The organism is Enterobacteriaceae endosymbiont of Neohaemonia nigricornis (assembly GCF_012571795.1).
Classification (GTDB): Bacteria; Pseudomonadota; Gammaproteobacteria; order Enterobacterales; family Enterobacteriaceae.
Genome location: NZ_CP046222.1, coordinates 259,135 through 283,234, shown reverse-complemented (window position 1 = coordinate 283,234; position 24,100 = coordinate 259,135). Strand labels below are relative to the sequence as shown.

At 21.8% G+C, this 24,100-nt stretch carries 29 protein-coding genes and 3 tRNA genes; 25 read left to right on the top strand and 7 right to left on the bottom strand.

Going from position 1 to position 24,100, the window contains the following annotated elements:
* Nucleotides 1-15: 15 nt before the first annotated feature.
* From rpsE to rplQ, 10 genes are read left to right on the top strand one after another with little or no spacing between them, the layout of a single operon-like run.
* A complete protein-coding gene (gene rpsE / locus GJT85_RS01335; protein ID WP_208754430.1) occupies nucleotides 16-537 on the top strand; it encodes a 30S ribosomal protein S5 in 522 nt (173 codons plus the stop codon).
* Nucleotides 531-710 carry a 50S ribosomal protein L30 gene (rpmD, locus tag GJT85_RS01330; protein WP_208754429.1) on the top strand — a complete coding sequence of 60 codons (180 nt, stop codon included), beginning with the start codon at nucleotides 531-533 and terminating at the stop codon, nucleotides 708-710. Before rpsE ends, rpmD begins: the two co-directional genes overlap by 7 nt.
* Before the next feature lies 1 nt (nucleotide 711).
* A complete protein-coding gene (gene rplO, locus GJT85_RS01325; RefSeq protein WP_208754428.1) occupies nucleotides 712-1,146 on the top strand; it encodes a 50S ribosomal protein L15 in 435 nt (144 codons plus the stop codon).
* A gap of 8 nt (nucleotides 1,147-1,154) precedes the next feature.
* Nucleotides 1,155-2,486, top strand: coding sequence for a preprotein translocase subunit SecY (secY, locus tag GJT85_RS01320; RefSeq protein ID WP_208754427.1), 1,332 nt, complete (start codon nucleotides 1,155-1,157; stop codon nucleotides 2,484-2,486).
* Between the two features lie 25 nt (nucleotides 2,487-2,511).
* The gene (gene rpmJ / locus GJT85_RS01315; RefSeq protein ID WP_208754426.1) at nucleotides 2,512-2,628 is read left to right on the top strand and encodes a 50S ribosomal protein L36; all 117 of its coding nucleotides are present in this window, start codon (nucleotides 2,512-2,514) and stop codon (nucleotides 2,626-2,628) included.
* A gap of 40 nt (nucleotides 2,629-2,668) precedes the next feature.
* On the top strand, nucleotides 2,669-3,025 hold the full coding sequence (rpsM, locus tag GJT85_RS01310) for a 30S ribosomal protein S13 (protein ID WP_208754425.1): 357 nt from the start codon (nucleotides 2,669-2,671) through the stop codon (nucleotides 3,023-3,025).
* Between the two features lie 23 nt (nucleotides 3,026-3,048).
* Nucleotides 3,049-3,450, top strand: coding sequence for a 30S ribosomal protein S11 (gene rpsK / locus GJT85_RS01305; RefSeq protein ID WP_208754424.1), 402 nt, complete (start codon nucleotides 3,049-3,051; stop codon nucleotides 3,448-3,450).
* Nucleotides 3,451-3,484: 34 nt separating this feature from the next.
* Nucleotides 3,485-4,105: a 30S ribosomal protein S4 gene (gene rpsD, locus GJT85_RS01300; RefSeq protein ID WP_208754423.1), complete on the top strand. Its 621-nt coding sequence runs from the start codon at nucleotides 3,485-3,487 to the stop codon at nucleotides 4,103-4,105.
* Between the two features lie 26 nt (nucleotides 4,106-4,131).
* The gene (locus tag GJT85_RS01295) at nucleotides 4,132-5,148 is read left to right on the top strand and encodes a DNA-directed RNA polymerase subunit alpha (RefSeq protein WP_208754422.1); all 1,017 of its coding nucleotides are present in this window, start codon (nucleotides 4,132-4,134) and stop codon (nucleotides 5,146-5,148) included.
* A gap of 23 nt (nucleotides 5,149-5,171) precedes the next feature.
* The gene (gene rplQ / locus GJT85_RS01290; protein WP_208754421.1) at nucleotides 5,172-5,537 is read left to right on the top strand and encodes a 50S ribosomal protein L17; all 366 of its coding nucleotides are present in this window, start codon (nucleotides 5,172-5,174) and stop codon (nucleotides 5,535-5,537) included.
* A 12-nt stretch (nucleotides 5,538-5,549) separates the two neighbouring features.
* Here the strand turns inward: rplQ and fmt are convergent, their stop codons facing one another.
* Nucleotides 5,550-6,512: a methionyl-tRNA formyltransferase gene (fmt, locus tag GJT85_RS01285; protein WP_208754420.1), complete on the bottom strand. Its 963-nt coding sequence runs from the start codon at nucleotides 6,510-6,512 to the stop codon at nucleotides 5,550-5,552.
* A gap of 19 nt (nucleotides 6,513-6,531) precedes the next feature.
* Nucleotides 6,532-7,023: a peptide deformylase gene (def, locus tag GJT85_RS01280; protein ID WP_208754419.1), complete on the bottom strand. Its 492-nt coding sequence runs from the start codon at nucleotides 7,021-7,023 to the stop codon at nucleotides 6,532-6,534.
* A 146-nt stretch (nucleotides 7,024-7,169) separates the two neighbouring features.
* Here def and tsaC point away from each other — a divergent pair, with 146 nt between their 5' ends.
* From tsaC to GJT85_RS01255, 5 genes are all read left to right on the top strand, one after another.
* On the top strand, nucleotides 7,170-7,718 hold the full coding sequence (gene tsaC, locus GJT85_RS01275) for an L-threonylcarbamoyladenylate synthase type 1 TsaC (RefSeq protein ID WP_208754418.1): 549 nt from the start codon (nucleotides 7,170-7,172) through the stop codon (nucleotides 7,716-7,718).
* 4 nt (nucleotides 7,719-7,722) lie between these two features.
* Complete coding sequence (aroE, locus tag GJT85_RS01270) at nucleotides 7,723-8,547, top strand: shikimate dehydrogenase (protein WP_208754417.1); 825 nt, start codon at nucleotides 7,723-7,725, stop codon at nucleotides 8,545-8,547.
* A gap of 54 nt (nucleotides 8,548-8,601) precedes the next feature.
* Nucleotides 8,602-9,228 (top strand): superoxide dismutase, encoded by a 627-nt coding sequence (locus GJT85_RS01265; RefSeq protein WP_208754416.1) that lies wholly within the window; start codon nucleotides 8,602-8,604, stop codon nucleotides 9,226-9,228.
* 109 nt (nucleotides 9,229-9,337) lie between these two features.
* Nucleotides 9,338-10,273: an ABC transporter ATP-binding protein gene (locus GJT85_RS01260; RefSeq protein WP_208754415.1), complete on the top strand. Its 936-nt coding sequence runs from the start codon at nucleotides 9,338-9,340 to the stop codon at nucleotides 10,271-10,273.
* Nucleotides 10,274-10,277: 4 nt separating this feature from the next.
* Nucleotides 10,278-11,048, top strand: a complete 771-nt coding sequence (locus GJT85_RS01255) for an ABC transporter permease (RefSeq protein ID WP_208754414.1) — start codon at nucleotides 10,278-10,280, stop codon at nucleotides 11,046-11,048.
* A 78-nt stretch (nucleotides 11,049-11,126) separates the two neighbouring features.
* Here GJT85_RS01255 and dksA read toward each other — a convergent pair whose 3' ends face one another.
* A complete protein-coding gene (dksA, locus tag GJT85_RS01250; protein ID WP_208754413.1) occupies nucleotides 11,127-11,576 on the bottom strand; it encodes an RNA polymerase-binding protein DksA in 450 nt (149 codons plus the stop codon).
* A 295-nt stretch (nucleotides 11,577-11,871) separates the two neighbouring features.
* Between dksA and trxA the strand changes: the two genes are divergently transcribed.
* The 5 genes from trxA to GJT85_RS01225 all read left to right on the top strand — a co-directional run bounded on the left by trxA (nucleotide 11,872) and on the right by GJT85_RS01225 (nucleotide 14,114).
* Nucleotides 11,872-12,204, top strand: coding sequence for a thioredoxin (gene trxA / locus GJT85_RS01245; RefSeq protein WP_208754412.1), 333 nt, complete (start codon nucleotides 11,872-11,874; stop codon nucleotides 12,202-12,204).
* Between the two features lie 224 nt (nucleotides 12,205-12,428).
* On the top strand, nucleotides 12,429-13,688 hold the full coding sequence (rho, locus tag GJT85_RS01240) for a transcription termination factor Rho (RefSeq protein WP_208754411.1): 1,260 nt from the start codon (nucleotides 12,429-12,431) through the stop codon (nucleotides 13,686-13,688).
* A 124-nt stretch (nucleotides 13,689-13,812) separates the two neighbouring features.
* Nucleotides 13,813-13,886, top strand: a tRNA-Arg gene (locus GJT85_RS01235).
* 32 nt (nucleotides 13,887-13,918) lie between these two features.
* Nucleotides 13,919-13,991, top strand: a tRNA-His gene (locus GJT85_RS01230).
* A 49-nt stretch (nucleotides 13,992-14,040) separates the two neighbouring features.
* Nucleotides 14,041-14,114: transfer RNA gene (locus tag GJT85_RS01225), tRNA-Pro, on the top strand.
* Nucleotides 14,115-14,129: 15 nt separating this feature from the next.
* On the opposite strand, the gene ribB is transcribed toward GJT85_RS01225, so the two are convergent.
* Nucleotides 14,130-14,789: a 3,4-dihydroxy-2-butanone-4-phosphate synthase gene (gene ribB / locus GJT85_RS01220; RefSeq protein ID WP_208754410.1), complete on the bottom strand. Its 660-nt coding sequence runs from the start codon at nucleotides 14,787-14,789 to the stop codon at nucleotides 14,130-14,132.
* A 426-nt stretch (nucleotides 14,790-15,215) separates the two neighbouring features.
* Here ribB and GJT85_RS01215 point away from each other — a divergent pair, with 426 nt between their 5' ends.
* Complete coding sequence (locus GJT85_RS01215; RefSeq protein ID WP_208754409.1) at nucleotides 15,216-16,454, top strand: multifunctional CCA addition/repair protein; 1,239 nt, start codon at nucleotides 15,216-15,218, stop codon at nucleotides 16,452-16,454.
* On the opposite strand, the gene GJT85_RS01210 is transcribed toward GJT85_RS01215, so the two are convergent.
* Nucleotides 16,455-17,258 (bottom strand): undecaprenyl-diphosphate phosphatase, encoded by an 804-nt coding sequence (locus tag GJT85_RS01210; protein ID WP_208754408.1) that lies wholly within the window; start codon nucleotides 17,256-17,258, stop codon nucleotides 16,455-16,457. It lies immediately after the preceding gene.
* 11 nt (nucleotides 17,259-17,269) lie between these two features.
* Nucleotides 17,270-18,304 carry a tRNA (adenosine(37)-N6)-threonylcarbamoyltransferase complex transferase subunit TsaD gene (tsaD, locus tag GJT85_RS01205; RefSeq protein ID WP_208754407.1) on the bottom strand — a complete coding sequence of 345 codons (1,035 nt, stop codon included), beginning with the start codon at nucleotides 18,302-18,304 and terminating at the stop codon, nucleotides 17,270-17,272.
* 115 nt (nucleotides 18,305-18,419) lie between these two features.
* On the opposite strand from tsaD, the gene rpsU reads away from it, so the two are divergent.
* The 3 genes from rpsU to rpoD all read left to right on the top strand — a co-directional run bounded on the left by rpsU (nucleotide 18,420) and on the right by rpoD (nucleotide 22,375).
* Complete coding sequence (gene rpsU, locus GJT85_RS01200; RefSeq protein ID WP_208754406.1) at nucleotides 18,420-18,635, top strand: 30S ribosomal protein S21; 216 nt, start codon at nucleotides 18,420-18,422, stop codon at nucleotides 18,633-18,635.
* A gap of 63 nt (nucleotides 18,636-18,698) precedes the next feature.
* Entirely contained in the window at nucleotides 18,699-20,447 is a 1,749-nt protein-coding gene (gene dnaG, locus GJT85_RS01195) for a DNA primase (RefSeq protein ID WP_208754405.1), read from the top strand.
* Between the two features lie 140 nt (nucleotides 20,448-20,587).
* A complete protein-coding gene (gene rpoD / locus GJT85_RS01190) occupies nucleotides 20,588-22,375 on the top strand; it encodes an RNA polymerase sigma factor RpoD (protein WP_208754404.1) in 1,788 nt (595 codons plus the stop codon).
* 58 nt (nucleotides 22,376-22,433) lie between these two features.
* Here the strand turns inward: rpoD and map are convergent, their stop codons facing one another.
* Nucleotides 22,434-23,219, bottom strand: a complete 786-nt coding sequence (gene map / locus GJT85_RS01185; protein ID WP_208754605.1) for a type I methionyl aminopeptidase — start codon at nucleotides 23,217-23,219, stop codon at nucleotides 22,434-22,436.
* A 153-nt stretch (nucleotides 23,220-23,372) separates the two neighbouring features.
* Between map and rpsB the strand changes: the two genes are divergently transcribed.
* Nucleotides 23,373-24,098 carry a 30S ribosomal protein S2 gene (gene rpsB, locus GJT85_RS01180; protein WP_211080556.1) on the top strand — a complete coding sequence of 242 codons (726 nt, stop codon included), beginning with the start codon at nucleotides 23,373-23,375 and terminating at the stop codon, nucleotides 24,096-24,098.
* Nucleotides 24,099-24,100 lie beyond the last annotated feature (2 nt).

The following is a 24,100-nucleotide window of genomic DNA, read 5'->3' as shown; positions in this document are numbered from 1 at the left end:
TATTAAGGAATTATAATGATAAATTATGATAAAAAAAATAATCATTATGAACTAAAAGAAAAATTAATTACTGTGAATAGAGTGTCTAAAACTGTTAAGGGTGGTCGAGTTTTTTCATTTACAGCACTAACAGTAGTAGGTAATGGTAAAGGTCGTGTAGGTTATGGCTATGGTAAAGCAAAAGAAGTGCCTAATGCAATACAAAAAGCAATGGAACGTGCTAAAAAAAATATGATAAATATTTTTTTAATTAATAATACTATACAATATCCTATACAAGGATATCATACAGGTTCTTATATATTTATGAAACCGGCATATGAAGGAACAGGGATTATTGCTGGTGGTGCTATGCGATCAGTATTAGAAGTAGCTGGTATTTATAATATTTTAGCTAAAACTTATGGATCTACAAATCCTATAAATGTTGTTAAAGCAACAATAAAAATTTTATCTAATATAAAAAATATTAATATTATTGCAGCTAAAAGAAATAAAACTATTCAAGAAATACAAAGGCATATTAAACAATGTTAAAAAATATTTATATTACACAAACTAAAAGTGCTATAGGTAGAATACCTAAACACCAACGTATTTTAATAAGTCTAGGTTTAAAACACATAAGACATACAGTAATTAAAAAAAAAACACCTACTATTTTAGGTATGATACGTAAAATTTCTTATATGGTAAAAGTGAGTGAATAATATGTATTTAAATACTTTTTATACAGAACGTGGAAATAAACGTAATAAAAAACGAGTGGGTCGTGGTATAGGATCAGGTTTAGGAAAAACTTGTGGGAAGGGTCATAAAGGACAAAAATCACGTTCTGGATGTAAAATTAATAGATCTTTCGAAGGTGGTCAAACACCTTTAAATAGAAGACTTCCAAAATTTGGTTTTATATCTAGAAAACAAAAAAAATTTCAAGAAATAAGATTAAATGAATTATCTAAAATAGATGGTAATGATATTAATTTATCAATACTTAGATCTTTTAAAATTATTAATAGAAAAATTAAATATGTAAAAATTATTAATACTGGCAATATTAATAAATTTAAAAATATTATTAAATTAAAATGTACAAGTAGTGTGAAAAAAATATTAATACAGTTAGGTGGTAACATTAAGGAATAAACAAATACATGACCACATCATTTAAACAAATAAATTTACAAAGTACTCAAAAAGGTTTATATGAATTAAAAAAAAGATTTATATTTTTTATATTTGCAGTAATCATTTTTCGTATAGGTTCATTTATTCCTATACCTGGCATTAATGTTAATATATTACATAATATATTTTATAAACAAAATAATACTATATTAAATTTATTTAATATATTTTCTGGAGGATCTTTAAGTAGATCATCAGTATTTGTTTTAGGTGTTATGCCATATATTTCATCTTCTATTATTTTTCAATTATTAACATCTATACATCCTAAACTTATAGCTTTAAAAAGAGAAGGTGAATCTGGCCAAAAAAAAATTAATAAATATATTAAATATACTGCATTAACATTATCTATTATTCAATCATTAGGTATAACTACTGGGCTACCTCATATTCCTGGTATGGAAAATGTAGTATTACAATCAGGTATAATTTTTGTTATTGTATCTATGTTAACATTAATTACTGGTACTATGTTTTTAATGTGGTTAGGCAATCAAATTACCAATAGAGGTATTGGTAATGGAGTATCTATTATGATAGTTATAGGTATTTTGTCTAGTTTACCATCACAAATTCAACAAACTTTAGAAAAATTACAATATAATTTTTTAAATTTATTATTAATGTTTTTAATGTGTTTAGTAATATTATTTATGGTATTTGTAATTGTATTTATAGAAAGTGGACAAAGAAAAATTCTTGTACATTATGCCAAACAAAATTATAATAAATATATTTATAATATAAAAAATAATACACATTTACCTTTAAAACTTAATATGTCTGGAGTTATACCAACTATTTTTGCAGCCAGTATTATCTTGTTTACTTCTACTATATTATTTTGGTGTAGTTATGTCTTTAAATCATATATATTTTATAATATAGCTATATCTTTACAACCAAGTAGACCATTATATATTATGTTATATATATCATCTATTGCTTTTTTTTGTTTTTTCTATACTATTATTATTTTTAATCCAAAAGAAACTGCTAATAATTTAAAAAAAACAGGAGCTTATATTCCAGGAATACGTCCTGGTATGCAAACTGCAAAATATATTACTAAAATTCTTATTAGATTAAACTTTGCAGGAAGTTTATATATTAGTTTTATATGTCTTATACCTACTGTTATACATAGTTTAACAAATATTTCTTTTTATTTAGGAGGTACATCATTACTTATTGTTGTAGTAGTTATTATGGAGTTTATTACACAAGTACAAACAATTATCATGTCTTCACAATATGAATCTATAATGAAAAAAATTAATTTTAAAACAAAATAATTATTTAAAATATAAGGAATATGTAATGAAAGTTCGTGCTTCTGTAAAAAAAATATGTCGTAATTGTAAAATTATTCGGAGAAATAGAGTTATTCATGTATTTTGTACAACTGATCCTAAACATAAACAAAGACAAGGGTAAAAATCTATTATAATAAATATATAGGAGTTTAAAAAAAAATATGATTCGTATCGCAGGCACCAATATACCAGATAATAAACGTACTGTTATTGCTATTAAATATATTTATGGTATAGGTGCATCTAATTCTATAAAAATTTGTAAAACTATTAATATTGCACCTAATACTAAAATTAACCAATTAAGTACTAAACAAATTGATTTATTAAGAAATGAAATTGCAAAATTTACAGTAGAAGGAGATCTAAGGAGAAAAATTAATTTAAATATTAAAAGATTAATAGATTTAGGATGTTATCGTGGTTTAAGACATCGTAAAGGATTACCTGTTAGAGGACAACGAACTAAAACTAATGCACATACTAGTAAAAAATATAACAAATCTTTTAAAAGATAATTTATTTTTATAGGTAAAATATTATGATTAAAATAAAATCAACAAAATTAGCTAAATCTAAAAAAAATACCAGAAAAAATATTATAGATGGTATCGCACATATTCATGCATCATTCAATAATACTATTGTAACTATTACAGATCGTCAAGGTAATGTTTTAGGTTGTGCTACAGCTGGAGGTTCTGGTTTCAGAGGTTCAAGAAAATCAACACCTTTTGCAGCACAAATTGCAGCAGAAAAATGTGCAGAAAATATAAAAAATTATGGTATTAAAAATTTAGAAGTTATGGTTAAAGGTCCTGGACCAGGTAGAGAATCTACTATAAGAGCATTAAATAATTCAGGATTCAATATTACTAATATTACTGATGTTACACCTATACCACATAATGGTTGTAGACCTCCTAAAAAAAGAAGAGTTTAAATATATTTAATTATACTAAAGAGAAGAACATATAATGGCAAAATATTTAGGTCCTAAATTAAAATTAAGTAGAAGAGAGGGAACAGATTTATTTTTAAAATCTAATGTACGTGATATTAATTCTAAATGTAAATTAGAACAAATACCAGGACAACATGGTATGAAAAAACCCCGATTATCTGATTATGGTATACAATTAAGGGAAAAACAAAAAGTACGTAGGATATATGGTGTTTTAGAAAAACAATTTCATAATTATTATAAAACAGCTTTACGTATGAAAGGTAATACAGGATATAATTTACTTTGTTTATTAGAACAAAGATTAGATAATATAGTTTATAGAATGGGATTTAGTGTTACAAGAGCAGAAGCTAAACAATTAATTTCACATAAATCTATTAAAGTTAATCATAGAATAGTTAATATTGCATCTTATAAGGTTAATGTAAAAGATATTATTTCTATTACTGACAAGGCTCAGAAACAATTAAGAATTATTGCTGCTATTGATTTAGCAAAAAAATCTGAAAAACCATCTTGGTTAGATATAGATACTATAAAAAAAACTGGTATATTTAAAAAATTACCTGAACGTTCTGATTTATCACCAGATATTAATGAACATTTAATAGTTGAATTATATTCAAAATAATTATATATAAAATAGAGAGAATAAAAATGCAATATAATTCTATAACAAAATTTTTACGACCACGTTTAGTAGATATTAAATATATTAATACTTCTACAGTAAAAATAATATTAGAACCTTTAGAACGTGGTTTTGGTCATACTTTAGGAAATGCATTAAGACGTATTTTATTATCTGCTATGCCAGGATATGCGGTTACTTCGGTAGAAATTGAAGGAGTATTACATGAATTTAGTACCAAAGAAGGTATTAAAGAAGATATTATTGAAATTTTATTAAATTTAAAACAATTAGCAGTAAAATTAAAAGATAATAAAACAGAAGCAATATTATATTTAGATAAATCTGGTATTGGTGTTGTCAAAACTGCTGATATTATACATAATAATGATGTAGAAATTATTAATCCTGATCATATTATTTGTAATATTACTGATAATAATACTAATATTAAAATGAAAATAAAAGTAGAACAAGGAAGAGGATATACAGCAGCTCATACAAAAATACAAGATAAATCATTAAATATAAATAATCCTATTGGAGTATTATTTATTGATGCATCTTATAGTCCTATTGAACGAGTAATTTATCATGTAGAATCTTCAAGAGTTAAGCAAAGAACTGATTTAGATAAATTAATTATTGAAATGGAAACTAATGGTACTATAGATCCTGAAGAAGCTATTAGAAGAGCTGCTACTATTTTATCTGAACAACTAAAAGCTTTTGTTAATTTAAGTGATATACAACAACCCGAAATTAAAGAAGAAAAACCTGTATTTGATCCTGTTTTATTACGTTCTGTAGATGATTTAGAATTAACAGTACGTTCTGCAAATTGCTTAAAAGCAGAATCTATACAATTAATTGGGGATTTAGTACAACGCACAGAAGTAGAATTGTTAAAAACACCTAATTTAGGAAAAAAATCTTTAACAGAAATTAAAGATGTATTGGCTACTAGAGGATTAACATTAGGTATGAGATTAGAAAATTGGTTATCTGTTAATAAAAATATAGATTCAAAAAAAGAAAATTAAAATTTTTTATAAAAGGAATAAATATGCGTCATTGTAAAACTGGTCGTTATTTTAATATGAATCACAGTCACCGTCATTCTATGTTATATAATTTAATTAATTCTTTAATTGATAAAGAAATTATTAAAATAACTTTAGCTAGGGCTAAAGAACTTAGAAGGATAATAGAACCGTTAATTACTAAAGCAAAAATTAATTCTATTGCTAATAAAAGATTTATTCGTTCTAAAATTAATAATAAAAAAAATGTTATAAAATTATTTAATGTTTTAGCCCCAAAATTTAAAAATAGACCTGGTGGTTATACTCGTATTGTGAAGTGTGGATTTAGAAATGGTGATAAAGCTCCTATAGCTTATATAGAATTATTAGAAAGAATAAATAAATAAATGGTCTATTATTTATAGACATAATGAACTATGTTTTAATATATCACCTTTTATAAAAATATTTTTATTTTTAATAAAATTTAAAAAATTAGTTATGTCCATAATTCTTTTATTACATGGTTGAATAATTTTAATATTTATAATACCATTAATGGTATTAATTTGTATTCCATTTTTTTGTATGGATAATATCATTCCTGGTATATTATTATCAGAATCATAATATTCTGCATCATATATTTTATATCTTTCATTATAAGCTATAAAATATGCTCCAGGATAGGGATTAAAAGCACGTATCATACATAATATATTTTGTGCTGGTAATAACCAATTAATTTCACATTCTGATTTATGTATTTTATTTGCATAAGTAGGAATAACATTTTTTGTATTTTGTTTAAATATATTTATTTTATGTTTTCTATAAATTTTTTTTAATATATATAAAATACCTTGTAACCCTAATTTAGATAAATTATTAAATAATGTACCATATGTGTCATAACTTTTAATCTTATATTCTACTTGATAAATAATATCTCCATGATCTAATAATTCATCCATTTTAATGATACTAATTCCTGTTTTATTATCATTAGCTAATAATGCTCTTTGTATGGGAGCAGCTCCGCGCCAACGTGGTAATAATGATGCATGTATATTAACACAAAATATATTAGGAATATTTAATATATGTTGCGAAATTATAATACCATAATCTACCACAATAATAATATCACATTTATATTTTTTAATATAATTTATAAATTTAATATTATTTGGATCTAATGGTTGTAATATATCTATTTTATATTTTAATGCTATTTTTTTTACTGGATTTATAGTTAATTTATGTCCTCTATGAGCATAAGTATCAGGTTTGGTTATAATACAAGATATTTTATATTGTTTTATAATACCTGTTAAATGTATCGATGCAAATAAAGATGTCCCCATAAAGATAATATTCATTATATTTTATATTTAACTGTTATTTATTTAAAATTTTATTTAATTTATCATAAATACGTTGATATTTTATATTCGATAAATAATCAATAAATAAAATACCATTTAAATGATCAATTTCATGTTGTATACAACAGGATAATAAATTTTCTAGTTCTATTTCGATTTTTTTATTTTGTAAATTAAATGCACTTATTTTAATTTTTTTATGTCTTAAAACATAATATCTTTGTTTAGGTATAGATAAACATCCTTCTAAACTATTTATTTTATTTGATGTATATGATATAATTTCGGGATTAATATATACACATGGTTTATTTTGTTTTAATGAAATATCTGTTACTATAATACGTTTATGAATTCCTATTTGCGTGGCAGCTAAACCAATACCTCCTTCTTTATACATAATATCTAACATTTTTTGGCTTAAATAATGAATTTTTTTATCAATATTATTGATAATTTTTGCATGTACACGTAACTGATTATTTGGAAAATATATTAATTTCATTATTAATTTAATAATTTTTATATTTATATAAAATAATTATTATGTATTTTTATTAAAAATTATGATGAATTTTATTTAATACATAATGGAAATATTTTAATATTATATTATTCATTTATAATTTTATCAATTTTTTTTATTAAATTATGAATATAAATTGTTTTATACGAGTATTACAATTAGGAGAAATTATTGCTTATCCTACAGAATCTGTATTTGGTTTAGGATGTGATCCAGATAATAAAAAGGCTGTATATAAACTTTTATCTATAAAACAACGTAGTGTAAATAAAGGATTAATTTTAGTTACAGGAAATTATCAACAATTATTAAAATATATTAATATTGATATTTTATCAATAAAACAAAAACAATATATATTATCCACATGGCCGGGAATGTTAACTTGGACTATACCTACTTCATTATATACACCAAAATGGTTAACTGGACAATTTCAAACTATTGCAGTACGTGTAACTAATTTTTATTTAATAAAACAAATATGTAATGCTTTTGGTAAGCCTATTATATCTACTAGTGCTAATATTAGTGGTCATAAACCATGTTTAACTGCTAAAGAAGTTTTTGATGTATTTAAAACTAAAATATTTATTATTAAAGGAAATGTAGGAGGTTATAACCCATCAGAAATTAAACATAGTTTAACAAATCAAATTATTCGAAAAGGTTAATAACATGAGAAAATTCGCAGTATTAGGCAATCCTATTGCACACAGTAAATCGCCATTAATACATAAATTATTTTCTGAACAAATAGGCGTAAAACAAGAATATATTAAAATATATGTACCATTAAATTATTTTAACAAAAAATTATTAGATTTTTTTAAAGATGGAGGATATGGAGCTAATATTACAATACCATTTAAAGAAGAGGCATATAAAATATGTAATATGTTAACTGTTAGAGCTAAAAATAGTGGTGTAGTTAATACTACAAAAGTAGTTAATAAAAAAATCTTAGGTGATAATACTGATGGTATTGGATTTTTTAATGATTTAAAAAAAAAATTTACTTTTTATCATAAAAATATACTTATATTAGGTGCTGGAGGTGCAGCAAAGGGTATTATAAGTTTTTTAAAAGATTTAAATTGTAATATTACAATTGTAAATCGTACATTTATAAATGCACAAAATATTATATTATTTTTTAAAAATATTCCACAATTACATTGTATATCTCTACAAGATTTTCAAAAAACTAATATTATATATCATAAATATGATTTAATAATTAATGCCACATCTAGTAGTATGAATCATACAATATTAGAACTTCCTAATAATATTATTCATCCTAAAATTTTTTGTTATGATATTTTTTATAGTAAAAAATTGACTCCTTTTTTAAAATGGTGTTATAACAATGGTACAAATAATTTATTTAATGGAATAGGTATGTTAGTAGAACAAGCAGCTTATTCTTTTAAATTATGGTATGGTATAAAACCAAATACAAACAATGTTATTCAATATTTACAAAATAAAATTATATAGATAATTTTATTATATTAAATATAATATGTTGTATTTGCAATAGGAGATTTAAAGATGGTTTATAAATTACCATTATTATCATATGATTATAATGCTTTAGAACCTTTTTTTGATGAGCAAACTATGTTTATACATCATACTAAACATCATCAAAATTATATTAATAATACTAATATAATATTAAAGCAAAATAATATAAAAGATATAAATATTAATACTTTATTATCTAAAATTAATAATTTTTCATTAACAGAACAACAAAAAATATCACTATATAATAATGCAGGAGGACATGCTAATCATAGTTTTTTTTGGACAATTTTAAAAAAAAATATTACCCCTAATAATATTATATCTGAAATTTTAACACATCATTTTGGTAGTATAGATAATTTTAAACAAGAATTTGAACAAAAAGCTTTAAATTTTTTTGGTTCTGGTTGGATTTGGTTAGTTTCTATAAATAATAAATTAAAAATTACTACTACTATTAATCAGTATAATCCTTTAATGCATATTAAAACAAATAATTTTATAGGTAGTTATCCTTTAATAGGATTAGATTTATGGGAACATGCTTATTATTTAAAGTATCAAAATCAAAAAAATTTATATATTCAATCATTTTGGAATGTTTTAAATTGGGATAAAGTAACAGAATTATTTTTAAATAAAAATTAAATTTTATATGATATACTTTATATTATTAATAATATAAAGTATATTTTTTATTAATATCTAGAAATATTTTTTAATAATTTTATTATTTGTTTTTTTATAGAGATAAAATATGGTAGGTTATGCATTAGAAATAATAGATTTAACTAAAATTTATATAAATAAATATCCAGCATTAAACCAATTAAGTTTAAATGTAAATATAGGTGATTTTTATGCTTTATTAGGACCAAATGGTGCTGGAAAAACTACTATGATAGGTATTATCAGTTCTTTAATAGATAAAACTTCCGGTATAGTTAAAGTATTTGATTTTGATATTATAAAAAATAATTTTCAAGCAAAAAAAACAATAGGATTAGTACCGCAAGAATTTAATTTTAATCCTTTTGAAACAGTAATACAAATTTTAATGTATCAAGCAGGATATTATGGTGTACAGCAAAAAATAGCATATACTAAAATAAAAAAATATTTAAAGATGTTAAAATTATGGGATAAAAGACATGTACAAGCTAGAAAATTGTCAGGAGGAATGAAACGTTGTTTAATGATTGTACGTGCTTTAATACATAATCCTAAATTGTTAATTTTAGATGAACCTACTGCTGGAATTGATATTGAATTAAGACATTATTTATGGTCTTTTTTTACTAAAATTAATCAAGAAAATAATATTACTATAATTTTAACCACTCATTATTTAGAAGAAGCTGAATTTTTATGCCGTAATATAGGTATTATTAATAATGGTATTTTGATTGAGAATTGTTCTATAAAACATTTATTTAAAAAATTAAAATCAGAAATTTTTATATTAAATTTTTATAATATTAATAATAATAAACCTAAAATTTATGAATATAAACATAAATTTATTGATAATAATACATTAGAAATTGTAGTAATGCAGGAACAAGGTTTAAATAATTTATTTAAACAATTTATTAATCAAAATATTAATATTATTAGTATTAAAAATAAACATAATAGATTAGAAACATTTTTTATGGATTTTACTAAAAAAATTAATCAGGATATAAAATAAAATAATGTTAAATGTAAATTTAATTGCATTAAAAACAATATGGATTAAAGAAATTAATCGTTTTCGTCGTATTTGGATCCAAACATTAATACCACCTATTATGACTATAACTTTATATTTTATAATATTTGGTAATTTAATGGGTTCACATATTGAGAAATTAAATGGGTTTAGTTATATACAATTTATTATACCAGGATTAATTATGATGAGTATGATTAATAATTCATATTCTAATGTAGCATCATCTTTTTTTAGTGCAAAATTTCAACATAATATAGAGGAATTATTAATTGCACCTGTTTCTACTCATATTATTATTTTAGGATATATAGGAGGAGGTATTTTTAGAAGTTTAATTATTGGTACAATTTTATTATTAATATCTACATTATTTATATCTTTTAAAATATATTCTTGGTTTTTTCTTATTATAATTTCGTTATTAACTTCTATATTATTCTCTTTATCTGGTTTATTAAATGCAATTTTTGCAAAAGATTTTGACGATATTAATTTTATACCAACATTTATTCTAACTCCATTAACATATTTAGGTGGAGTTTTTTATTCAACTTCTATTTTACCAATTTTTTGGCAAAAATTATCAAATTTTAATCCTATTTTTTATATTGTTTCTGGATTTAGATATAGTTTTTTAGGTATACATAATATATCAGTATGGAATACTATTTTTTTAATAATTATGTTTATTTTTATAATATATATTTATTGTTGGAATATAATACAAAAAAGACAAAAATTAAAAATTTAAAAATTAAAACTTATTTATATTTAATTGGTAATAATTAATATTTTACTATTTTATAATTTTTTAATTAAATATATTTTATTATTCTATTATTTGTTTTTCTCTAATTTCTGATAAAGTTTTACAATCAATACATAAATTTGCTATTGGACTCGCTTCTAATCTTTTAATGCCTATTTCTATACCACATAAATCACAATAACCAAAACCATTAGTATTAATTTTTTTTAATGTATATTCAATTTGTTTAATAAGTTTTTGTTCTCTTTCTTGAGTACGTAATGTTAAATTAAATTCTTCTTCTTGTACTGCTCTATCTATTAAATCAGGGAAATTAATGGTTTTATTTTTCATATAATTCATCGTTATATTTTTTTTATTTTTTAGTTTTTTACACCATGATTCTAGTATCACTTTAAAATGTGAAATTTGTTTATGATTCATATATTTTTCATTATGTTTTAATTTATAAGGCAATACACCAGCAATAGATAAAATATTTAAAGATGATAATATATGGTTTTTTTTCATACTGTATGTCCATAATTAAATTAATTTTATTTTTTTATTATTTATAATTAAATTATATTTATTAATATATAAAATATAATGTGTGAAATATGCATTGCATTATATTAATTTTTATTTCTTATGTCAAAAAAAATATATAAAAATAACATATAAATATACTTGTAAAATTATTATTTATAATATAGAATTATATATGTTAAATTTGATAACTTGTAATAAAAATATATACAAATTGTATCATTTCTTGTATATTATAGAAATTCGTAATACTTATTTTATAAAGGTTTTAATTTACATGAATAATAATACGATATCCTTAATTAATTTAACAGATATAGAATTTCAATCTAAAATTAATTTAGATGTATTTGTATTAGTAGATTTTTGGGCTGAATGGTGTAATCCATGTAAAATGTTTACTGAAGTTTTAATTTCTACTAAATTACAATATCCAAACATCATTTTTACTAAATTAAATATTGAGAAATATCCAAATATAGCACAAAAATATAATATTCGTAGTATACCAACAGTTTTTTTATTTAAAAATGGTAAAATTATTGATCATATAATAGGTTCTATGAATAAACAACAGTTGAAACAATTTTTAGATAAAAATTGTTCTTAATAAGATATATTTATTTTTGTAAATTTTTTATATAAAATATTTTATATATATTATTTTTATAGGAGATATGTATTATTATGAAAATTTAATTATTATATTTATTTATTGTAACATTTTCTTAGTTTTTAAATATAATTTATGATTTATTAATCAATAACTTATTAGACCATAAATATTTTTATATAAAACCTCACGATATACTCAAAGTTTAAGACCTCACCATTATGAATCTTACCGAATTAAAAAAAAAAACAATATCTGAGTTAATATATTTAGGTGAAAGCATTGATTTAGCTAATTTAGCTAGAATGCGCAAACAAGATATTATTTTTACTATACTCAAACAACATTCCAAAATTGGAGAAGATATTTTTGGTGATGGCATATTAGAAATCTTGCAAGATGGATTTGGCTTTTTGCGTTCTGCTGATAGTTCTTACTTAGCTGGACCAGATGATATATATGTATCTCCAAGTCAAATTAGAAGATTTAATTTACGTACTGGAGATACAATTTCAGGAAAAATTAGACCACCTAAAGATGGTGAAAGATATTTCGCTTTATTAAAAGTTAATAAAGTTAATTTTGATAAACCTGAAAATGCTCGTAATAAAATTTTATTTGAAAATTTAACTCCATTACATGCTAATAATCGTTTAAGTATGGAAAGAGGCAATGGTACTACTGAAGATTTAACATCTCGTGTATTAGATTTAGCATCACCAATTGGTCGCGGGCAAAGAGGTTTAATAGTAGCACCACCAAAAGCTGGCAAAACTATGTTGTTACAAAATATTGCACAAAGTGTTGCATATAATCATCCTGATTGTATATTAATGGTTTTACTAATTGATGAAAGACCTGAAGAAGTAACTGAAATGCAAAGATTAGTAAAAGGAGAAGTAATTGCATCTACTTTTGACGAACCATCATTAAGACATGTACAAGTGTCCGAAATGGTTATTGAAAAAGCTAAAAGATTAGTTGAACATAAAGCAGATGTAATTATTTTGTTAGATTCTATTACACGTTTAGCTCGTGCTTATAATACAATAGCTCCTGCTTCAGGAAAGGTATTAACTGGTGGTGTTGACGCTAATGCGTTACATCGGCCTAAACGTTTTTTCGGTGCTGCACGAAATGTAGAAGAAGGTGGTAGTTTAACTATTATTGCCACAGCATTAATAGATACTGGTTCTAAAATGGATGATGTAATTTATGAAGAATTTAAAGGAACAGGTAATATGGAATTACATTTATCACGTAAAATAGCAGAAAAAAGAGTATTTCCAGCAATTGATTATAATAGATCAGGTACTAGAAAAGAAGAATTACTAAGTTCAACAGAAGAATTACAAAAAATGTGGATTTTACGTAAAATAATACATCCTATGAGTGAAATAGATGCTATGGAGTTTTTAATTAATAAATTATCTATGACAAAAACTAATAATGATTTTTTTAATATGATGAAAAGATCATAATTATATTATTAGGTATAATATTAAATGTTTAAATATTTAATATTATATACAAAAAATGTAACATAATATTTTTGTTTAAAATACTAGACTTTAATATATTTTTTTTGTTATTATCATAGTAATAACACCCGTAGCTCAGTAGGATAGAGTACTGTTTTCCGAAAACAGTGGACTCAGGTTCAATTCCTGTCGGGTGTATAGAACATATTTAAAATAATATATATATGATGGTGGCTATAGCTCAGTTGGTAGAGCACTGGATTGTGGTTCCGGTTGTCGTGGGTTCAAATCCCATTAGCCACCCAGAATATATGAATGATAATTATAATTTAATAAAAGTTATAATTAATTTCGGCGAGTAGCGCAGTTTGGTAGCGCAACTGGTTTGGGACCAGTGGGTCGGAGGTTCAAATCCTCTCTCGCCGACAATTTTTATATATATTATAAATTAATATTATTTTCTATAATAAAATTTTTTATATCATTTACAGTTAATACTAACATATTATGTTTTTTTGCAAAAATTATTGTATCTAACATATTTGCGATAGTGCCATTATTATTAGTTAATTCACATAAAATTCCTGTTGGTTTCATTTGAGATATTTTTAATAAATCTATTGTTGCTTCAGTATGACCTGGTCTGACTAGAACTCCACCATGAACTGCTCTTAAAGGAAATATATGCCCAGGATGATTTAAATCTTCGGGTTTTGTATTATTATTTATAGCTGTTTTAATGGTAGTAAATCTATCTTGTGCGGATACTCCTGTAGTTATTCCTTTTGCTGCTTCAATAGATATTGTAAACCCAGTTTTATAAATATTAGTATTATTTTTTACCATCATCGGTAATTTTAATTTTTTACGTAAATATTCAGTAATACATAAACAAATAATACCACTGCCATATCTAATACTAAATATTATTTGTGGTATTGTAATAGTTTCAGCAGAAAAAATAATATCTCCTTCATTTTCTCTATTGTGATCATCTATTATCATTATACCTTTTCCATTTTGTAAAGCATGAATAGAATTTAAAATTCTATTATGATTATTTCCAAAATAATAATTTAATACTTTATAGTTTTGCTTCATCATAAAATGAGTTATATATATAGGTAAATAATATTCAATATATTATTAAATATAGTAATTATTCAAAATATTTTTATTTTTATATAATTAAATTTATATTATAAAATAAATTATTTTAGATATTATATTTTAAAAGAATGTTTTTATTCACTAAAAATAAATTTCAAAAAATAATAATATTATGTATAATTTTATATATGCATAAATTTTTTAATAATATTTATTATAATAAAATTATTACTTTTAATGATTAACAATATGCTAATTGAATTAACAATAATTTTTTAATAAACATTATTATGTTATTTAATTTTATTTTTATATAAATAACATTAATACTTTATAAAATTTATTATAAAAAGAATTATAATATATATTAATTATACAAATATTTATTAAATATATTATTATTTTAGAGTGTCTATTATGAAAATTTATTTAGTTGGTGGTGCTGTACGTGATTCATTATTAAAATTACAAGTCACTGATAAAGATTGGTTAGTGGTAGGTTCTAATATAAATGAGATGACAAAATTAGGATATAAATTAGTAGGTAAAGATTTCCCTGTATTTTTACATCCTATCACACATGAAGAATATGCATTAGCACGTACAGAAAGAAAATTAGGACATGGTTATAAAGGGTTTAAATACCATGCTACATCAAAAGTAACATTAGAAGAAGATTTATTACGTAGAGATCTTACAATTAATGCAATAGCACAAGATCATTTAGGTAATTTATATGATCCCTTTAATGGAATACAAGATATTAAAAAAAAAGTTCTGAAACATATTTCTTTATCTTTTAAAGATGATCCATTAAGAGTTTTACGTGTTGCAAGATTTGCTGCTAAATTTGCACATTTAAACTTTTATATACATAATAGTACATTAGATCTAATGAAAGATATGTGTAATACACAAGAATTATTATATTTAAAACCAGAACGTATTTGGAAAGAAACATCTAGTGCTTTAAATACTCTAAATCCTCATGTTTATTTTGAAGTATTACGCAAATGTGGTGCTTTATCAATTTTATTTCCAGAAATAAATAAATTATATGGTGTCCCAGCACCAGCTAAATGGCATCCAGAAATTGATACTGGCATACATACTATGATGACATTAAAAATTGCTTCACAATTAACTAATGATATATCTGTAAGATTTGCATCTTTATGTCATGATTTAGGTAAAAGCTTAACACCTAAACATTTATGGCCTAGACATTACGGACATGGTATAGCAGGTATACCTTTAGTAAAAAAATTATGTAAAAGATTAAAAATCCCTAATGAAATTAAATCTTTATCTATTTTAGCTGTACAAACACATGATTTATTACATAATATTTATGAACAAAATCCTGAAGATATTTTAAATATATATAATATAATTGACGCTTGGAGGCAGCCTAAAAGAGTGAAACAAATTGCATTAATTAGTGAATCAGATGCGCGTGGTCGTACTATGTTTGAATCTATTAATTATACACAAGGAAAATATTTTATTGAAATATATAAATATATTTGTAAAATAAAAACAAAAGATATTTTTATAAAACATTCTAATATTAATGGTCTTGATATTAAAAAATTAATATATAATGAAAGATTAAAATTATTAAAAAAATTTATAAATTTATATAAAATAAAATAATTACATAATATATATATAAATCATAATAGCAATTATTATACGATATATAGCAAAATATCTCCATGACATATAATGAATTAAAAATAATGATAATCTAATTGTACAAAAACTTGTTATAAAAGATATAAAAAAACTTAAAATTAATATTTTAATATTATAAATATTTAAAAATATAAAATTTTTATATAATTCTAGACAACTAGCACCAAATATAACAGGTATAGCTATTACAAAACATAATTCTGTAGCTATATAACGAGTTAACCCCATTATTAAACTAATAGACAAAACAGATCCTGATCTTGAAAATCCTGGTAAAAAAGCCAAACATTGAAAACAACCAATAATAAACAACAATTTATATTTTAAACAATTTATATTGTATATTTTATATTTTTTTGGTTTTATTATTTCAGATATATATATATATATACTGCCTAGTATCATACCATATATAGTGTTTGTAATACTCATAATTTTTTTTATTTTATGATAAAATATTATACCTATAATTATAATTGGCATTATAGTAATTAAAATATGTAATAAATTAATTTTATTTTTATTATATTTTAGAGTATTATAAATAATATTATAAATAGTTTTATGAAAGAATATACATCCTGCACATACAGATCCTAATTGTACTATAATATTAAACATATTAAAAAATTGATTATTTGGCAAATTTAATAGTTTAGATACAATTATCATATGAGCTGTTGAAGATATAGGTAAAAATTCTGTTAATCCTTGTATTATACTTAACAATAATATTATTAAAATATTAGAATTTATTATCATATAAATAGTAATTAATTTTTAAATATTATATTTTTAATATTATCATCTAATGTTATTTTAGGATCAATAATTTTTTCCCAAAATAAGTATTTTGTATATTTATTAATTTTTTTCATACCTACATATGCAATCATAGCAGCATTATCAATACAATATTCCATATTACTAAAAAATATTTTAATATGATAAGATTTAAAATTTTTATAAAAATATTTTCTTAAATTCATATTAGAACTTACACCACCTGCAATTACTAATTGTTTAATATTATATTTTTGTAATGATCGTAAACTTTTTATAAATAAAGTTTCTCGAATAGCATCTTCAAAAGCATAAGCAATATTAGCTTTCATCTGAAATGTATTAATTTTATTTTTTTGTATAAAATTTTTAACAGATGTTTTTAATCCAGAAAAACTAAAATTTAAATTATTTTTATCAGTTAACATAGGTCTTGGAAATTTTAATTGTGTTGGAATACCAAATTTTGATATATTTGCTATGCTTCTACCACCTAATACTTTTAACTTTAAAAATTTAGATACTTTATCATAAACTTCTCCAACTGCATCATCTATATTATTTCCTATAATTTTATATTTATTAAATTTATATGCATATACTAGTTGAGTATTACCACCAGAAATTAATAATCCTATAAAAGGATATACTGGTTTATTTTTATTTAACATAATGGATAGTAAATGACCTTCCATATGATTAATAGGAATAATAGGTATATTTAATGTATAAGCTAATGTGTGAGCAATTGTTGCTCCAATTATAAGGGAATTAACTAATCCAGGACCAAAAGTATAAGCAATACCATTAATATCTTTTATATGTTTATTAATTTTTAATAAAGATTTTTTTATTAATAAAATAATATTACTTAAATGTTTTCTTGCAGCTAATTCCGGGACAATACCTCCATACTTATCATGTATTGTCTGTTTTTTTATGTAATTACATAAAATACCATGATGTTTATCATAAATCGCTATTGCTGTATCATCACAAGATGTTTCAATGCCTAAAATTAACATATTAATAAACCTGATTATTTATATAAATATTATTATAAGTATAACAAAAAAATTTATTTAATTATTAATTTATACTATAATAATAAATTCATATATTTATAAAGGTTATATTAATATGCCAATTATTAAAGTACGTGAAAATGAACCATTTGATTTAGCTTTAAGACGTTTTAAACGTTCTTGTGAAAAAGCTGGAATTTTAGCAGAAGTAAGACGTAGAGAATTTTATGAAAAACCAACTACAGCAAGAAAAAGATCTAAAGCATCTGCTATTAAAAGACATATGAAAAAAATTTCTAGAGACAAATCAAAAAAAATACGTTTATATTAGAACATAATTTATATTTTAAAATAATATTTTTATATGATAAAATAATTAGTAAAATAATATATTATGAAATATGTTTCTCGTGATTTTATAAATAATATTTTAGAAAAATCTGATATTATTATTTTTATAAAAAGTAAAATCAAATTAAATAAAAAAGGTAATAATTTCTTTGGTTTATGTCCTTTTCATATAGAAAAAACTCCATCATTTGCTGTTAATGCTGATAAACAAATATATCATTGTTTTGGTTGTGGTGTACATGGTAATATTATAGATTTTATTATAAATTATAATAATGTTTCTTTTTTAGATAGTATTAAACAAATTACTGATTTTTTTAATATTCCTATTGATAATTATAATAATAATGTATCTGTTTATAAATATTTAATAAAACATGATAAATTATATAGATGTATGCAAAATATTAGTAATTTTTATGAAAATTCTTTATATACATCAGCAGGTAAAAATGCTTATAATTATTTATTAAATAGAGGTTATACATTAGATATTATTAAATTTTTTTCTATTGGATATTCTCCTATACAATCAGAATATAATATAAAAAATAATAGTAAATATTTAAATATTTTAAGTCAAAAATTAGGTATTTTAAAAATAAATAAATTTAAAAAATTGTATTATGATATATTTAATCATCGTATAATATTTCCTATCAAAAATATACAAGGGTATATTATTGGTTTTGGTGCTCGTGCTATAGATAATAAACATCCTAAATATTTAAATTCATCAGAAAATTTAATTTTTCATAAAAGTAACGAATTATATGGTTTATATGAAATAAAAAAAAAAAATAATAGTTTTAAATATATATTAGTAGTTGAAGGATATACTGATGTTATTAGTTTATTTCAGTATAATATTACTTATGTTGTAGCAGTATTAGGCACTAATATTAGTAATGTCCATATTAAAAAATTATTTTGTTTAACTAATATGATTATTTATTGTTATGATGGTGACCATGCTGGAATACAAGCACATTGGCACGCACTAAAAATTAGTTTATCACATATGGTTTATGGTAAAAAAATAGGTTTTATGATTTTACCTAATAATGAAGATCCAGATAGTTTAATAAGAAAAGAAGGTAAAAAATTATTTGAAGAAAGAATAAAAAATGTTTTATTATTTTCAGATTTTTTTTTTAAATTTTTATTATCTACTATTAATACGAGTTCTTGTGAAGGAAAAACTAAATTAACTTACACAGCATTATCTTTAATTAAGATTATTCCTGATTACTTATTTCAAGTTTATTTAATTAAACAATTAGGTGAAAAAATAGGTATTATGAACTTAATAGATATTTACTATCATAAATCATTATATAGTAATATAAATAATTATATAAAAAAAGAAAAAAATATTTTAAAAAAAACTACTGTACGTTTACTTATTAGTATTTTGATACAATATCCATACTTATCTAATATTGTACCACCAATACAATTATTTAAAACATCTAATATACATGGCTTATCTTTTTTTATAAAATTAATTAAGGTATGCAGTAATGAAAATATTACTACACAAAATATTATTGAATATTATAAAAATACAAAATTTAAACAATCTCTTGAAATTTTAGCAAAATGGAACCATATGATTCCTAATAATCAAATAGAAGAATTATTTATACAATTAATTAATAAATTAAAAATTAATATTTTAGAAGATAGACAAAATTATTTAATATCTTTAGAACGACAACAAGGATTAAGTATTAAACAAAAGAACGAATTATGGTCTTTAAACAAAAAAATCATGATAAAAAATATATAATTTTTTTTATAAATAAAATCAAATTAAAATTTTTATTTTACAAAAGGATATTTATTACTTAATTTATATAAAATAATTAATATTATTATTTAATTAATGCATTGTTAATCATATACATAGTATAGTATGGAATAATTTTTATGGATCATAACTCAAAATTAAAATTAAAAACTCTTCTATCTCGTGGTAAAGAAAAAGGTTATTTAACATATGCAGAAGTAAATGATTTTTTACCAGAGAACATTATTAATTCAAATAAATTTGAAGATATTATACATGTTATAAATGATATGGGTATTCAAATAATGGAAGAAGCTTTAGATGGAGATGATTTAATACTTCATCATAATCAAAATAATGATGATACAATACAAATTTTATCTAATGTTGAGACAGATATAGGGAAAACAACTGATCCTGTTCGTATATATATGCGTGAAATGGGTACAGTAGAATTATTAACTAGAGAAGGAGAAATTAACATTGCTAAGAGAATTGAAGAAGGTATAAATCAAGTACAATATTCTATTGCTGAATATCCTAATGCTATTGAATATTTTTTAAAAAAATACAAACAAGTACAACATGGTCAAATTAAATTTTCTGATATTATTTATGGATTTATTAATTTAAATAAATTAGAAGATGTAATAAATATTAATAATATTAGTACTCTTATAACTAATGAACAAACAGATAATAATCTTGTTGATCCTACTATAGCTAATATAAAATTTCAGGAACTGAATACACAATATGATATAACATCTAAAATTATTAATAAAAAAGGTCGTACAAATAAACAGTCTATTCAAGAAATTCATAATCTTGCAAATATTTTTCAACAATTTCGTTTAGTAACTAAAGAATTTGATTTTTTAATAAATCAAATAAAACAATTTATTTTACGTATACGTATACAAGATAAATATATTGTAAAATTTTGTATTAAATATTATAAAATATCTAAGAAAAAATGTTTACTTTTATTAAAAAATTGTCAATATAATAAAAAACATATTTTTCATAAATTACAATATTATAAACAAATTATTAATTATGATAAAATATCAATAGATTTTTTTAATAATAAATTAGATAAATTTTTTAATGAATTAATTAATATTGAAAAAGAAACACATTTATCTATAAAACAAATAAAAAATATATATAAAAAAATTTCTATAGGTGAAATTAAAGCAAAAAGAGCTAAAAAAGAAATGGTAGAAGCTAATTTAAGATTAGTTATATCTATTGCCAAAAAATATACAAACCGAGGATTACAATTTTTAGATTTAATACAAGAAGGTAATATTGGTTTAATGAAAGCAGTTGATAAATTTGAATATAGAAGAGGATATAAGTTTTCAACATACGCCACTTGGTGGATTAGACAAGCAATAACACGTTCTATTGCAGATCAAGCACGAACTATACGTATTCCTGTACATATGATTGAAACTATTAATAAATTAAATAGAATATCAAGAAAAATTTTACAAGAAATGGGGAGAGAACCTACTCCAGAAGAATTATCAGAATATTTAATGATTTCTGAAGATAAAATTAGAAAAGTTTTAAAAATAGCTAAAGAACCAATTTCTATGGAAACCCCTATTGGGGATGATGAAGATTCTCATTTAGGAGATTTTATTGAAGATAATATATCCGAATTACCATTAGAATCAGCAACATCAGAAAGCTTACGTATGGCTACACATAATATTTTATCCAGTTTAACACCTAGAGAAGCAAAAGTACTAAGAATGCGTTTTGGAATTGATATGCATACAGATCATACTTTAGAAGAAGTAGGCAAACAGTTTGATGTTACTAGAGAAAGAATTAGACAAATAGAAGCTAAAGCGTTACGTAAATTAAGACATCCAAGTCGTTCTGAAATTTTAAAAAGTTTTTTAGATGATTAAAATTTGATATAATCAAGTAGCATAATGTTATTATATTTGCTACTTGATTATATCAAATTTATTTAAAAATATTATTTTGTTCTTCTTGTCTTATAGTTAAGACTTCACATCCATCATTATTTATTAATATAGTATGCTCATATTGAGCAGAGTAAGTTTTATCTATAGTACGTACTGTCCAACCATCATCCATAACGTATACATCTTTATTACCTATATTAATCATAGGCTCAATAGTAAAAATCATACCATTTTGTAAAACAATACCATTATCATAATCATAATAATGTAATATATGTGGATCTTCATGAAAATTTTTTCCAATACCATGTCCACAATAGTTTCTAACTACAGAAAATTTTTTATTTTCTACATATTTTTGAATAGTTTGTCCTATTAAATATAATCTAATACCAGGTTTTAAAATGTTTATAGCTTTATATAAACTATATTGTGTAATTTTACATAATTTTTTTAAATTATCTTTAATATTTTCACCTACAAAAAACATTTTAGAAGTATCACCATAATAACCATCATATAAAACAGTTACATCAATATTAACAATATCACCATCATATAATATTTCATTTTTATTAGGTATACCATGACAAACAATATCATTTTTAGATATACATATAGATTTTGGGAAACCTTTATATCCTAATGTAGCTGGTTTAGCTTTTTGTACATAAACTATATAATTATGACATATATTATTAATTTCTTCTGTACTTATACCCGGTACTATATATAAATCTATCATTTCTAACACTTCAGCAGCTAATTGACACGACTTACGGATTTTTTTTATTTCTTTAGAATTTTTAATTAATATATTCATAATACTTATTGTATAATTATTAATTGTATAATATCTCATATTACATTATATATAATATTTATAAATTAATTATTTTAAAATATAAATTTATATATTTAACATATATTAAACTAACTATATAATAGTTTAAATAAAAATATAAGGAATTGTAAAATTATGTCTATTTCTATACAAAAAATGTTTAATATGGGTGTACATTTTGGACATCAAACTAGGTTTTGGAATCCAAAAATGAAAAAATATATTTTTAATAGTAAAAATAAAATACATATTATTAATTTAGATAAAACATTAATACATTTTAATAAAGCTATATTAGAATTAAAAAAAATTAGTCGTCGCAAAGGTAAAATTTTATTTGTTGGTACAAAAAAATCAGCATCAAAATTAATAAAAAAAACAGCACAAGATTGTAATCAGTTTTTTATTAATTATCGTTGGTTAGGTGGAATGTTAACTAATTGGAAAACAGTAAAAAAATCTATAAAAAAATTAAAAGAATTAGAAATACAAAGTAAAGATGGTACATTTAAACAATTAACTAAAAAAGAATCATTAACACGTAATAAAATATTATTAAAATTACAAAAAAATTTAGACGGTATAAAAAATATGGTTGGATTGCCTGATGCAATCTTTGTAGTTGATGCTTATCATGAAAAAATTGCTATACAAGAAGCAAAAAAATTAAATATTCCTATATTTGCTATTGTAGATACTAATTCTAATCCTGATGGTATCAATTATGTTATTCCAGGTAATGATGATGCTATAAGAGCAATTAAATTATATTTATATTATATATCTAAAGCATTATTAGATAAACCATCATTAGAATTACAAAAACAAAATACAGATTTTATTGAACAAAAAATATAATT

Bases quoted from the DNA above. Each gene is read 5' to 3' on its own strand.
- rpsE (WP_208754430.1), top strand. From the start codon at position 16: ATGATAAATTATGATAAAAAAAATAATCATTATGAACTAAAAGAAAAA.
- rpmD (WP_208754429.1), top strand. From the start codon at position 531: ATGTTAAAAAATATTTATATTACACAAACTAAAAGTGCTATAGGTAGA.
- rplO (WP_208754428.1), top strand. From the start codon at position 712: ATGTATTTAAATACTTTTTATACAGAACGTGGAAATAAACGTAATAAA.
- secY (WP_208754427.1), top strand. From the start codon at position 1,155: ATGACCACATCATTTAAACAAATAAATTTACAAAGTACTCAAAAAGGT.
- rpmJ (WP_208754426.1), top strand. From the start codon at position 2,512: ATGAAAGTTCGTGCTTCTGTAAAAAAAATATGTCGTAATTGTAAAATT.
- rpsM (WP_208754425.1), top strand. From the start codon at position 2,669: ATGATTCGTATCGCAGGCACCAATATACCAGATAATAAACGTACTGTT.
- rpsK (WP_208754424.1), top strand. From the start codon at position 3,049: ATGATTAAAATAAAATCAACAAAATTAGCTAAATCTAAAAAAAATACC.
- rpsD (WP_208754423.1), top strand. From the start codon at position 3,485: ATGGCAAAATATTTAGGTCCTAAATTAAAATTAAGTAGAAGAGAGGGA.
- GJT85_RS01295 (WP_208754422.1), top strand. From the start codon at position 4,132: ATGCAATATAATTCTATAACAAAATTTTTACGACCACGTTTAGTAGAT.
- rplQ (WP_208754421.1), top strand. From the start codon at position 5,172: ATGCGTCATTGTAAAACTGGTCGTTATTTTAATATGAATCACAGTCAC.
- fmt (WP_208754420.1), bottom strand. From the start codon at position 6,512: ATGAATATTATCTTTATGGGGACATCTTTATTTGCATCGATACATTTA.
- def (WP_208754419.1), bottom strand. From the start codon at position 7,023: ATGAAATTAATATATTTTCCAAATAATCAGTTACGTGTACATGCAAAA.
- tsaC (WP_208754418.1), top strand. From the start codon at position 7,170: ATGAATATAAATTGTTTTATACGAGTATTACAATTAGGAGAAATTATT.
- aroE (WP_208754417.1), top strand. From the start codon at position 7,723: ATGAGAAAATTCGCAGTATTAGGCAATCCTATTGCACACAGTAAATCG.
- GJT85_RS01265 (WP_208754416.1), top strand. From the start codon at position 8,602: ATGGTTTATAAATTACCATTATTATCATATGATTATAATGCTTTAGAA.
- GJT85_RS01260 (WP_208754415.1), top strand. From the start codon at position 9,338: ATGGTAGGTTATGCATTAGAAATAATAGATTTAACTAAAATTTATATA.
- GJT85_RS01255 (WP_208754414.1), top strand. From the start codon at position 10,278: ATGTTAAATGTAAATTTAATTGCATTAAAAACAATATGGATTAAAGAA.
- dksA (WP_208754413.1), bottom strand. From the start codon at position 11,576: ATGAAAAAAAACCATATATTATCATCTTTAAATATTTTATCTATTGCT.
- trxA (WP_208754412.1), top strand. From the start codon at position 11,872: ATGAATAATAATACGATATCCTTAATTAATTTAACAGATATAGAATTT.
- rho (WP_208754411.1), top strand. From the start codon at position 12,429: ATGAATCTTACCGAATTAAAAAAAAAAACAATATCTGAGTTAATATAT.
- ribB (WP_208754410.1), bottom strand. From the start codon at position 14,789: ATGAAGCAAAACTATAAAGTATTAAATTATTATTTTGGAAATAATCAT.
- GJT85_RS01215 (WP_208754409.1), top strand. From the start codon at position 15,216: ATGAAAATTTATTTAGTTGGTGGTGCTGTACGTGATTCATTATTAAAA.
- GJT85_RS01210 (WP_208754408.1), bottom strand. From the start codon at position 17,258: ATGATAATAAATTCTAATATTTTAATAATATTATTGTTAAGTATAATA.
- tsaD (WP_208754407.1), bottom strand. From the start codon at position 18,304: ATGTTAATTTTAGGCATTGAAACATCTTGTGATGATACAGCAATAGCG.
- rpsU (WP_208754406.1), top strand. From the start codon at position 18,420: ATGCCAATTATTAAAGTACGTGAAAATGAACCATTTGATTTAGCTTTA.
- dnaG (WP_208754405.1), top strand. From the start codon at position 18,699: ATGAAATATGTTTCTCGTGATTTTATAAATAATATTTTAGAAAAATCT.
- rpoD (WP_208754404.1), top strand. From the start codon at position 20,588: ATGGATCATAACTCAAAATTAAAATTAAAAACTCTTCTATCTCGTGGT.
- map (WP_208754605.1), bottom strand. From the start codon at position 23,219: ATGAATATATTAATTAAAAATTCTAAAGAAATAAAAAAAATCCGTAAG.